Origin of the sequence: Heliomicrobium undosum, assembly GCF_009877425.1 — a bacterium.
Taxonomy (GTDB): domain Bacteria; phylum Bacillota; class Desulfitobacteriia; order Heliobacteriales; family Heliobacteriaceae; genus Heliomicrobium; species Heliomicrobium undosum.
The window spans coordinates 1-10,855 of sequence record NZ_WXEY01000040.1; the positions used below are offsets into that span (position 1 = coordinate 1).

The 10,855-nt window shown below is 53.8% G+C and carries 9 protein-coding genes and 3 tRNA genes; 8 read left to right on the plus strand and 4 right to left on the minus strand.

The annotated features are described in order from the left end of the window. The first annotated feature begins 122 nt into the window (after positions 1-122). The 3 genes from GTO91_RS17110 (at position 123) to GTO91_RS17120 (ending at position 369) form a co-directional block, all read left to right on the plus strand. Positions 123-198: transfer RNA gene (locus tag GTO91_RS17110), tRNA-Lys, on the plus strand. Between the two features lie 4 nt (positions 199-202). After that, positions 203-278, plus strand: a tRNA-Thr gene (locus GTO91_RS17115). Between the two features lie 8 nt (positions 279-286). Continuing rightward, positions 287-369 (plus strand) — tRNA-Leu (locus GTO91_RS17120). A gap of 106 nt (positions 370-475) precedes the next feature. Here the strand turns inward: GTO91_RS17120 and ligD are convergent. From ligD to ku, 3 genes are all read right to left on the minus strand, one after another. Continuing rightward, positions 476-1,366: a non-homologous end-joining DNA ligase gene (ligD, locus tag GTO91_RS17125; protein ID WP_161259938.1), complete on the minus strand. Its 891-nt coding sequence runs from the start codon at positions 1,364-1,366 to the stop codon at positions 476-478. Beyond that, positions 1,363-2,289, minus strand: a complete 927-nt coding sequence (locus tag GTO91_RS17130; protein WP_161259939.1) for an ATP-dependent DNA ligase — start codon at positions 2,287-2,289, stop codon at positions 1,363-1,365. Before GTO91_RS17130 ends, ligD begins: the two co-directional genes overlap by 4 nt. 74 nt (positions 2,290-2,363) lie before the next feature. Next, positions 2,364-3,188, minus strand: coding sequence for a non-homologous end joining protein Ku (ku, locus tag GTO91_RS17135; RefSeq protein WP_161259940.1), 825 nt, complete (start codon positions 3,186-3,188; stop codon positions 2,364-2,366). 422 nt (positions 3,189-3,610) lie between these two features. Here ku and GTO91_RS17140 point away from each other — a divergent pair, with 422 nt between their 5' ends. Together GTO91_RS17140 and GTO91_RS17145 are read left to right on the plus strand one after the other, a co-directional pair. Continuing rightward, positions 3,611-4,342, plus strand: a complete 732-nt coding sequence (locus GTO91_RS17140; protein ID WP_161259941.1) for a nucleotidyltransferase family protein — start codon at positions 3,611-3,613, stop codon at positions 4,340-4,342. A gap of 405 nt (positions 4,343-4,747) precedes the next feature. Beyond that, on the plus strand, positions 4,748-5,482 hold the full coding sequence (locus tag GTO91_RS17145) for a zinc dependent phospholipase C family protein (RefSeq protein WP_161259942.1): 735 nt from the start codon (positions 4,748-4,750) through the stop codon (positions 5,480-5,482). A 121-nt stretch (positions 5,483-5,603) separates the two neighbouring features. Here GTO91_RS17145 and GTO91_RS17150 read toward each other — a convergent pair whose 3' ends face one another. Further along, positions 5,604-6,140: a biotin transporter BioY gene (locus tag GTO91_RS17150; RefSeq protein ID WP_161259943.1), complete on the minus strand. Its 537-nt coding sequence runs from the start codon at positions 6,138-6,140 to the stop codon at positions 5,604-5,606. Positions 6,141-6,283: 143 nt separating this feature from the next. On the opposite strand from GTO91_RS17150, the gene recD2 reads away from it, so the two are divergent. From recD2 to GTO91_RS17165, 3 genes are all read left to right on the plus strand, one after another. Further along, a complete protein-coding gene (recD2, locus tag GTO91_RS17155) occupies positions 6,284-8,494 on the plus strand; it encodes an SF1B family DNA helicase RecD2 (protein ID WP_161259944.1) in 2,211 nt (736 codons plus the stop codon). A gap of 150 nt (positions 8,495-8,644) precedes the next feature. After that, positions 8,645-9,355 carry a FadR/GntR family transcriptional regulator gene (locus GTO91_RS17160; protein ID WP_161259945.1) on the plus strand — a complete coding sequence of 237 codons (711 nt, stop codon included), beginning with the start codon at positions 8,645-8,647 and terminating at the stop codon, positions 9,353-9,355. Positions 9,356-9,830: 475 nt separating this feature from the next. Further along, positions 9,831-10,523 (plus strand): geranylgeranylglyceryl/heptaprenylglyceryl phosphate synthase, encoded by a 693-nt coding sequence (locus GTO91_RS17165; protein ID WP_161259946.1) that lies wholly within the window; start codon positions 9,831-9,833, stop codon positions 10,521-10,523. The last annotated feature ends 332 nt before the right edge of the window (positions 10,524-10,855 follow it).

The following is a 10,855-nucleotide window of genomic DNA, read 5'->3' on the forward strand; positions in this document are numbered from 1 at the left end:
GCGAATCGGTCGAGGACTTGACCTTTTGCGCGAAAACAATCCTCTGTCCAGTTTTGAAGGAGCAAGCGACTTTCATAGTCCGAGCGACGAAAAAGTGGCAGTTCTTCTTTGATTCAGTTATTGATCCATTAGCTCAGTTGGTAGAGCACCTGACTTTTAATCAGGGTGTCGCTGGTTCGAGTCCAGCATGGATCACCATCTCGCCGCCGTAGCTCAGTCGGTAGAGCGTATCCTTGGTAAGGATAAGGTCACCGGTTCAATCCCGGTCGGTGGCTCCATGTATCATGCGAGAGTGGCGGAACTGGCAGACGCGCACGTTTGAGGGGCGTGTGGGCAACCGTGGGGGTTCAAATCCCCCCTCTCGCACCATAAAAAAGCAACACCATTTCCAATGGAGGGAATGGTGTTTTTGTTTTTCTCTGATTGTTATCCTTTTAAATGACGATTAAATGACGATTTGTCGTGCCATTCAATCTCAACGTTTTATCAGCGGAAGTATCCCCGCTAGGTCATTTTTTTGTTCCAGAACCGGCCGGAAGAGGTCCCCCATCCGCTGGAGCCGCTCAAAAATCGTTTGCATGGTGAAAGCCTTCGGTTGCAACGCCATGTTAACCTCGGACCAGAGCAAGGGAGTGGATACCGGTGCGCCGGGCACGGGGCGGAGGCTGTATACGCCGGCCAGTGTCTTTCCTCGACCGATCTGCCAGCAGTCCAGATAGAGCCGGTTCCCTCGATCACGGATGGGGCGAGCCAATGTGACACGTGGCTCGGCGGCTTCGATGAACTTGGCGATGGCTACGGCGCATTCCCGAACGGTCTGGTAATCGTAACCGTGGCCGACAGGCACATAAATATGCATCCCCGATGCGCCCGACGTTTTCGGATACGCGGTCAGCCCGAAGGTATCGAGGGCGCTTTTCAGGAGCAACGCCACCTCTACCACCGTCTGGAAGGACTGGCTTTCATGGGGATCGAGGTCAAAAACCATGCAGGTCGGATGATCCAAGGCATCTGTCCTCGACAGCCAGGGATGGATTTCAATGCAGCCGAGGTTGATCAGAAACAAAAGATCCGCAGCATCCTCTACCAGGCAGTAGCGGATGCTTTTTCTTTTTCCCTCTGAAGCCACCTCCATGGTGGGCAGCCAGTCGGGACGGGAGGGCGGCGCTTCTTTTTGGTAAAAGAACTTCCCGTCGATCCCGTCGGGATACCGGACCAGCACCAGCGGATAGTCTTTGAGGTGGGGCAAGAGGTAGGGGGCAATTTTTAGGTAGTATTCGATCAGGTCGCCTTTCGTGTACCCTTCATGGGGCCAGAACACCTTCCCCACATTGCTCAGTAGCAGGGTCTTGCCATGGAGAGTCACCTCGAACTTTCCGCTTCGCCGAGGTAGGAGGGATGGCGCAGCCGCAGGTCTGGTGTCCACTCGAGGTAGCGGACGCGAACGAAATGGGTGGGAATGACCGGGGTGTACTCCTTGTCCCCCTGGAAACCCTTGTTCACCGGAATGACCGCTTCGAGACCAGCCTTGCTCTCCTCCCCTCGGCGGCGGGGGAACAGGCGTTGGTGCCATTGCTCTGCCTCCTTGACCGTCAGGCCCGAACTCACCCGCCCGATATAAACGGGCCCATCCTCGCCGGGCGCGCCAAGGACAAGCGACGCGACGCGACCGGGCTGGGTTTGCGTGTAACCGATGACCGGACAGTTGATCTCGCGAAAGTTCTTGACTTTTTTCCAGGCACTGTGTTTCTTTCCGGGAACGTAGGGGCTATTCTTGTCTTTCGCGACCATACCTTCCAAGCCGAGCGCTGCTATGCCCCGGAAAAAGGCGATGCCTTCTTCCTTATGGGAGTCCGTGAAAACGACCCGATCGCTAACGGCGAGGTGTTCTCGCAACAGCGCTAACCGTTCGTTCAGTGGCGTTTCAAAGAGCGTCTTGCCGTTCAGTTCTATGAGATCAAAGACCATAAAATGGGTCGGGTATTGCTCTGCGCGACGTCGGATGGTCGCTTCCGTGCGCGCTTGTTCCCGGAGAAGGACCAGGGGAAAGCTTGGTTTTCCTGCCGCATCCAACACCACCAGTTCGCCGTCGACGATGCCGCTGCATCCTCGTTGCAGGATGGGCTGCGCCGCCACATCGACGTAGGCGCCGGTAATGTCCCGCCCTTTGCGGTTTTGCAGTTTCACGCCACCGTCGTCAACAAAAGCCAGGGCTCGGATGCCATCCCATTTTACCTGGAAAAGATAGTCGGGGTGATCAAAGGGCTCCGGGTGGGGAAGAGGTTCCATCGGCAAGATCTGTCGGATGGATGGTTGCTTCGCGGTGAACGAAGGGCTAGACGTAGCCGGTGTCCGCTTCGGCGTCATGAGGTTTTACGGCGGCGCTCTTTTTTGGGCGCTTCTTCTTTTTTTTGCTGGGCTTTGGCCTGTTGAATGCTCGCCTTGAGCGCCTCCATCAGGTCGATCACCTTGCCGGCTGTTGGCGCCTGGGGCGCTTCTACGATGGCCTGGCCTTGGACCTTGGCGTCGATAAAACGGCGAATCCGTTCGCGGTGTTCGCTCTGCCATTTGACAGGCTCAAAGGGCTCTGTGAGGCTCTCGATCAGTTGGACCGCCATCGTCTGTTCCTTTGCCGATACCTCAATGCCCTCGCCCAGATCCCCTAAGGGTTCCATGGACCGGATTTCCTCCGGATAGAGCATGGTGTGCATGGCCAATCCCTTGCCGTAGACACGCAACGCCACAAGGGCTTCCTTGGTGCGCAGGATCACCCGCGCCAGGGCCAGGCGGTCAGTCTCTTTGAGGGCGTTGCGCAACAGGGCATAGGCCTTTTGTCCATGCTGATCCGGTGAAAGGTAGTAGGTTTTCACGAAGAAAATCGGATCGATGTCTTTCAGGGCGACAAAGGACTGGATATCGATGGCCCGGCTGCCTTCGGGAGCGAGGCCTTCCAGTTCTTCCTGGGTGACGATGACATAGCGGCCCTTGTCGTATTCAAAGCCCTTGACGATCTCTTCGGGCGTCACCTCCCGGTCACAGTGGGGACAGCGTTTTTGATACTGGATGGGGTTGTGGCACTCTTTATGGAGGAGGTGAAAGCGCACGTCTTTTTCTTCTGTAGCGGCGAACATCTTGATCGGGATGTGCACCAGACCAAAGCTGATCGCGCCTTTCCAGATGCTTCTCACGATCATCCCCCTTGTTGATTCAGCAATGTTGTTGAGTGGCCTACGTCTACCTAACTGCATAAAGTCAAAGCCTGTTCTGAAGACTAGTTTCCCCCGTTTCGCGGCAAAAGAAGTAGCGATTTTATCGTCGTCCCGCAAGGAGCACATCCGGTTTTTTTCAAAGGATGAGCGCATACTCCGGTCATGATAACCAAAGGTAACAAAAAAATTACAATATGAATGAAAAAATGATGGTAAAATGAGGGTAGGGCTGGAAGCTCCAAGGGGGAACTAGTATAATATGAGTAGGTCTCCGCAATCTGGATAACGGTTGTAAGATCAATTGTTTGTTAATGCGAAAGGGGGCGAATAAATCCAGGTTCCTTAGAATATATAAAAAGGGTAGTTTTGGCTTCTGGGATCGAAAGGGAGTGTATTTCCTTATGAAAGCCGTGATCATGGCCGGAGGACTGGGAACACGTTTGCGCCCATTAACGGACAACATGCCGAAACCGATGGTTCCCATTCATGGACGCCCCGCGATGGAGTATGCTGTGATGCTCTTGAAGCGCCACGGTATTACTGACATCGCCGTCACTCTTTGTTACCATCCTAAGATGATTATGAATTATTTTGGAGATGGTTCCCGTTTTGGGGTTCACTTCGAGTATTTTATCGAAAAGGAACCGCTCGGGACGGCAGGTTCGGTGAAGCAGGCGCAGGAGTTTCTGGATGAGACGTTTTTGGCGATTAGTGGTGATGGCATAACGGATATACACCTCGGGAAAATCATCAATTTTCACCAGAAGAAGCAGGCGAAGGTGACGATGGCATTGACCTGGGTGGAAGACCCCACACAGTTTGGCATCGTGATCACCGATGAGGATGGACGCATACGTCGGTTCATCGAGAAACCGAAACCGGAGCAGGTTTTTACAAACACGATTAATGCGGGAATTTACGTGATTGAACCAGACGTATTTACATATATTCCCGACGGTTTTTATGATTTCTCGAAACAACTCTTCCCCAGTTTGATGTCCGAGAACTTGCCCTTCTACGGCGTACAGGCGAAAGGGTACTGGAAGGACATCGGCACCATCGAACAGTACAATCAGGTGCACACAGACATTAAAAATGGCAAGTTAAGCCACGATTATAAGGAAGCGATGTAATCAGGCGTTGCCGTGTGCAGGATAGGCGACCGTAATCGTGTTGCATTGCAGAGTCGAGCAAAGGAACCGAAAAAATATTCAGGAAGGCGCCCCGAGCCATTCGGGGCGCCTTTCCCTTTACTTATACCAGGGTATGATTTTCAGTTTAAAAAATATTGGAATAACGTATTTGATTCTTGGACATAACTAGGGGTGTAGGGGATTACCCCCTTTAGTTCCCCTATGTTTCTCCTCTGGAAGCCCCTTCCCCAGGGGGCTTCCCCCCCCCGAATGGACAGCCCGAAACGGATCGGGCTTTTTCTTTTACCTGTTTAACCGTTGCTTTACTCCGGGTTTACCTTGCGTTAATGAGCGACTGCTAGCATGAGAAAGGGCTCCAAGTGCTGAAGGGGGAAGGTGTGCGGCTTGCGGTTTTTGATAGGCGATCCTCCGATCCAGACAGCGGCGCGTTGGTTGCTTGTTTCCGCTTCACCCATCCAAGACAGGGTGGGCGGTCTCGTGGCGGTTACCCATGATTTTTGTATCACCCAAGCGAAAGAAATCTTAAGGAACGACGGCTATGAGGCGGAGGCTCGACAAGTAGCGTATCATCAGTCCCAAATGAATGAGGGTGTCGCCTTTGTGGACCAGAGTTGGCGCAATGTGGCCCACTACTATAATCCCGTCTCAAAAAGGGGTTTGTTCGGCGGTCCCAGCGCCGTCACGGAGATCGACCGGTACTTCCGGCGAGCCGTCAGGTTGTATAAAGAGAAGAAAGAAGCCAGAGCGATGTTTTTTCTCGGCGCTGCCTGTCACTTCGTGCAGGATCTTTGTGTGCCCCATCATGCGATTGGCGCTATTTTTTCCGGTCACCGCGAGTTTGAATCCTTTGCCGAGGAAAACCGCTACGACTATGCCGTCGCCTTTGGCGGCGATTATGATCGTCATAAAAAACCGGCTGAATGGGTCCATGAAAACGCGCGTGTCGCCTATGATCACTTTTTAGCGGTGTCTGGACGTAATACGGCATCTATCCATCGGGCAATGATGGTCCTTTTGCCCCTAGCCCAGCGGACAACGGCCGGCTTTGTAAAATTTTTCTTCGACACTGTCTCAAGGGAAGACGAGAAAGGCGGGCGCTTTTCCTCCTGCATAGGCTGATTTTTAGCTCCCAATAATAGACGAAAAAACACCGGGGAAGCAGAAGCGTCTGCACCCCGGTGTTTCTGTTTGCGCTACAATATGTTGGATTTGGAAATGCTTTGAGATAAACAAAAGGTTGTTAAACGAACTGGTGGGCCACCCGTCTGCCGACGGAAAGGGCAACGACGGAAGCGGCGGCCAGTTTGACCAGATCTCCAGGCAGGAAGGGGTACAGTCCCATGGTGAGCGCCTTGCCGAGAGGGACAGAGAGGGCGTTCGCCAAGCCGAGGACGCCGGTGGTGTAGATGATGGTCAGTCCCACGGCGCCGATAAGGATGTTACGGACCAGGCTGGCTTTTGGCCATTGCCGGTTGAGGAGGCCGCAGGCGATAGTGGAGAGCAGAAAGCCGAGCAGGTAACCGCCCTTGGGGCCCAGCAGGACGCCGATACCGCCGCCGAACTGGGCGAAAACGGGGATGCCGACGGCGCCGATGAAGAGGTAGACGAGGATGCCGGTAAGGGCGATGCGCAAAGGCAGGATCAGGGGGAAGAGCAGGACGGCGAAAACCTGCAATGTGATCGGAACGGGGCTGAATGGCAGGGGAAAAGAAAGTTGAGCCGAAATAAAGATTACGGCTGCGATGAGAGCCGACAGGGTCATGTCACGGGTGTTCACGTCACCCACTCCTTTCTGCGTATGCTTGAACGCGACTCCGATCCTGATTGTAATCGCCCCCCGGATGATTGTCAACGGATATATATATTGGGGTTGACAAATATCCAGCGTTGCATCCCGAAGTACGATAAGGCGGGTTTTTGTTGGAACAATTGACGGGAGAACTCATGCGCATCCTCTTTCAGCAGGAAGCGTACACAGTGGCTGTATTCAAGGTGGATTCCAAGCGGACGACGGCAGTGGGGCCGCTGCTCTCGGCCGAGACAGGATTGGTCTATGCGCTGGAAGGCGAATGGGTGGAGCATCCCCGTTTCGGCCGGCAGTTTCGCTTCGCCAGTTGCCGCATGTTGCCGCCTACGACCTCCAAAGCGATGGAGAAGTTTTTATCGAGCGGGCTGATCAAGGGGATTGGTCGCAAAACGGCAAAGAAGCTCGTTCGCGCCTTCGGCGCCGACGTGCTGACGGTGCTACGGGAGGAGCCGCAGCGGCTGCTCGATATGGAGGGGCTCTCTTCTGACAAGGCGACGACCATTTTGGAGTCCTACCAGGAGTTCGCCTTTGGGGAGAACCTGATGGCGTCATTGAATAGTTATGGCATCGACGGCGATCTGGTGTATCGTATCTTTCGGCGCTACGGCTGGGACAGCCTGGAGGTGATCGAGGCGAATCCCTACCGGCTGGCTTTGGATCTGCGCGTCTCCTTTGACCAGTGTGACCGCATCGCCCACCGGTTGGGGTTCCGTGGAGATGAACCGAAACGGTTGCAGGCCGCCCTCGTCTACTGTCTCTATCTTGCCCGCGATGAGGGCCATGTCTATCTGCCGGCGTCGGAACTGCTGGCCCAGACGGGAAACATCCTGGCCCGGTCGGAGTTATATCCTGAGGCGCCCGAGGAAAAGAACCTGCATGAGCAGGTGGCAGAGGCGGCGGAGGCGCAGGTGATCCGACTGTTCGGTGATGGTTGTTACCTGCCTGAATTGTACCGCGCCGAGCGTTTTGTTGCCCGGGCATTGCGCCGGTTGTCGGAAGAAGGCGAGCCTTGGCCTGTCGATGTGGAGTCGGTGATTGCCACTATGGAGGAGGATTTCGGCATCCGCTATGCCGAGAGGCAGAAGGCCGCTTTCTTTGGTGTAGCCAGTCATGGGCTGACGGTGATCACCGGTGGTCCGGGAACAGGGAAGACGACGATTGTCCGAGGGCTGATCGCCCTCGTCAACCGCGCCCAGCCGAATGCGGACATCGTCCTCTGCGCGCCGACAGGCAGGGCGGCCAAGCGCCTCGCCGAGACGACAGGACAGCCGGCTTTCACCGTCCATAAGGCGCTCGGTTTGCGCGGCGGTGAGACGGATCCCTTCTGGGATGTGGAACCGCTGGAGGCTGATGTGGTTATCGTCGACGAAGTTTCCATGGTTGACATTCCCCTGATGGCCGGCCTGCTCCAAGCGCTGAAAAAAGGCGCCCGGCTGGTGCTGGTCGGCGACCGGGATCAAATCCCTTCCGTTGGACCGGGCCAGGTCCTGCGGGACATCATTGAGTATGACGTCGGGGCGATCCTCTGCTTGAATCATATTTTTCGCCAAGCCGAGACATCGGCGATTGTGACGGAGTCTCACCGGATCAGATCAGGCATCCTTCCTGATCTGTCCGGTCGCAAGGACTTCCTTTTTCTCCGGCGCAACAGCAGTACTGAGATACTGGACGCGCTGCTGCAGACGGTGAGCCGCGCCATTGAACGGGCCGGTTACGACCTCGCGGATATACAGGTGCTCTCGCCGATGCGTTTCACTGAGGTTGGCGTTTGGAACCTCAACAAGTTGCTGCAGGAGCAGTTGAATCCTATGAACACAGGTAAAAGAGAGGTTAAAGCCGGAGGTCATGTCTTTCGAACTGGTGACAAGGTGATGCAACTAAAAAATAACTATGAAAAAGATGTGTTTAATGGCGATCTTGGTTTTATTGAGGATATACTGTTAAGCGGGGAGGAAGAGGCCGACGAGGATACCATCGTCGTGCGTTTTGACGAGGGGCCTGTATCCTACGGCCGATCCGAGTGGGATCAGTTGATGCTCGCTTATGCCACTACTGTACATAAAGCGCAGGGGAGTGAGTACCCCGTTGTGGTCATGCCGATGACCCTTCAACACCGGCGGATGTTGCGGCGCAACCTGGTTTACACGGCGGTGACACGAGCCCGTGATAAGGCTATCCTGATCGGCGTGCCTGATGCGCTCGCTTTTGCGGTGACAAATGAACAGGACGCTTTTCGTTACAGCGGTCTTCCACAGTATTGGGGTGAAGAAGCTACGGTGGAAGTGGGGGAAGGCGATCCGATCGATGGCAAGGACCCCGAATAATCGCAACCCCGTTAAGAATGCCCCGAGATAAAAATGAACCGAAAAAAACAATCTTTTTTTCTCGAAAAATTGGTCCGATGGTCATACCTCTAGGAGGATTTCTCTCAGTGATGAAGAAAGTTTTTGTCACGGGGGAAAGGGAGTGTTAACGTGGAATTACGTCCAATCCGCACGAAGAAGATATATGAAGAAATTGTCGTACAGATTAAAGAATTGGTAAAGAGCGGGAGCCTAAAGGCAGGCGACCGCTTGTTGTCGGAGCGGGAATTGGCAGAGAACCTAAAAGTCAGCCGGGCGGCCGTCCGGGAGGCGCTGAGCGCCTTGGAGGCCATGGGTATCGTTGATATCAAGCCGGGCGACGGCGCTTTTATCCGCCAACCCTCTGAAAATGGCGTGATCGAACCATTGGCCATGCTGCTGCTTGTGGAGAAGGATCTGCCGCGGCAGATCCTGGAGGTGCGTAAAATCATGGAGGTGGGCGCTGCCGGTCTCGCGGCCCAACGGCGTAAAGAAGGTCACCTGAGATCGATGAAAGCAACCTTGTTGGAAATGGAGCAGGACATCCAAAACGGAGAGGTTGGAGAAGAGGCCGATTTTCGGTTTCATTTTGCCCTTTCGGAAGCAGCCGATAACTCCCTGCTGTTGCGATTGATGCAGACGATTTCTGATACTATGCGGGAAACACAGCGCAGCAGCCGGATCCAACTGCTCTCTACACCGGGTGTAAGAGAACGCTTATTGGAGGAGCATCGCGGGATTTTCCGGGCCGTCGAAGCGCAGGATACGGCGAAAGCGCAGGAGTTGATGTACGATCATCTCCAACGGGTTGAACAATCGATCTACAAGTCGATGGAGAAATAAGTTTTAAAAACAAGAAGGCCTTCAGTCGAGAAGACTGAAGGCAGGTTGCTTGGAGGCAGGCGAGAGGGATTCGAACCCGTTCGATCGAGGCGCCACGAACCTGCGATCTTGTCCTTTTCTCGCCTACCCCCGTAGGGCCATCCATTGGATGGCGAACAGGCGCGGATGGTGGGAGTTGAACCCACGCAGGCCAGCTTTTGACCGGTGCTCCTCCGCGAGCACACCCGCTCAATGCCATAGTGTACAGTATTTTTTGGTACAGGTCAAAGTTTTAGATCGCTTTTGCCTGTGGTTATGTACACTTTTTTTGGTTTTTGGTCGGGGTATTTAAGCCATTGCAGATTTGTTTCACCATACAGGGATGGTTATCCTGCTGATTTGTCGACTTTTTTGTTAGACCAGAGGGTATTGCAGGGTAACGGTCACATGAGGATATAACTTAAGTTACGAAAAATGGGAAGGGCTTTCGATAATTGTGGCCAGAATCATTTTAAAATTGGATCCTGATAGGCAACTCGATGACGAACGACTGCGTGTCATTCTGCGTTCTGACGTTGATGCTATCGTCGTTGGGGGCACACAAGGGATAACACCGGAAAAAGTGAAGGTGTTGCTCGATCGCCTTCAAGGCTTTCCCAGAGAAATTATTTTGGAAGTCACCGATGCTCGATGCGCTGCGGAAGGCGCATACCAGTTTTGGGTTCCGGTGGTGTTGAATTCACGGGATCCCCATTGGATTATCCGAGCCCACGCCCGGGCGATAGGTCAGTGGAAGGACCCGCATGTTACCGACCGGTTGCTTCCGGTCGGTTATATTGTTTTGAATGAGGAATCGGCTGTCGCATCGTTAACCGTAGCCGATACGACCATAGACGATGAAGAACTGATCGGGTTGTGCATGGTCGGTCATTACCTTTTTCGATTTCCTCTCATTTATATCGAGTACAGTGGCAAATGGGGCTGCATGGAGCGACTGGCCCGGATCCGCGGGCGAATACCGCAAGTTCCTCTCGTATATGGCGGAGGGATCCGCGAAAGCTGGCAGGCGAGAACCGTCTCCTCGCTCGTAGATACGGTGGTCGTGGGAAACATGCTCTATGAGAATCATGCGCAGGAACTGGAGTCGCGTTTGCGGGTGCTTTGTCAGGCGATTCGCGCCGATGTATAGGATAAAAATGGATCTTGCGTTTTAAGTGTTAAGGTGTTATAGTATCATTCGTTGTGATTCTACAGCCCCCAAGCGGGCAGATTTGTTCTTGCCAAAGATTGGTTTATTGACAGATGAATTGCTTGGGTGTAAAATGACAGAACACGAAACATTCTACTTAAAAGACACAGTATTTTGAGTAGAATGTCTTGGTCCTTGAAAATCGAACAGTTGCGAATCAAAAGCGTGCGAAACCAATCAATTCCGCTGCTGGTCGCTGATGCGCAAGCGTTGTCAGACGTAAGTGTGTCAGAGGATAGCGGCGGAAGGAACGATTGTCGGCAACGACGGTC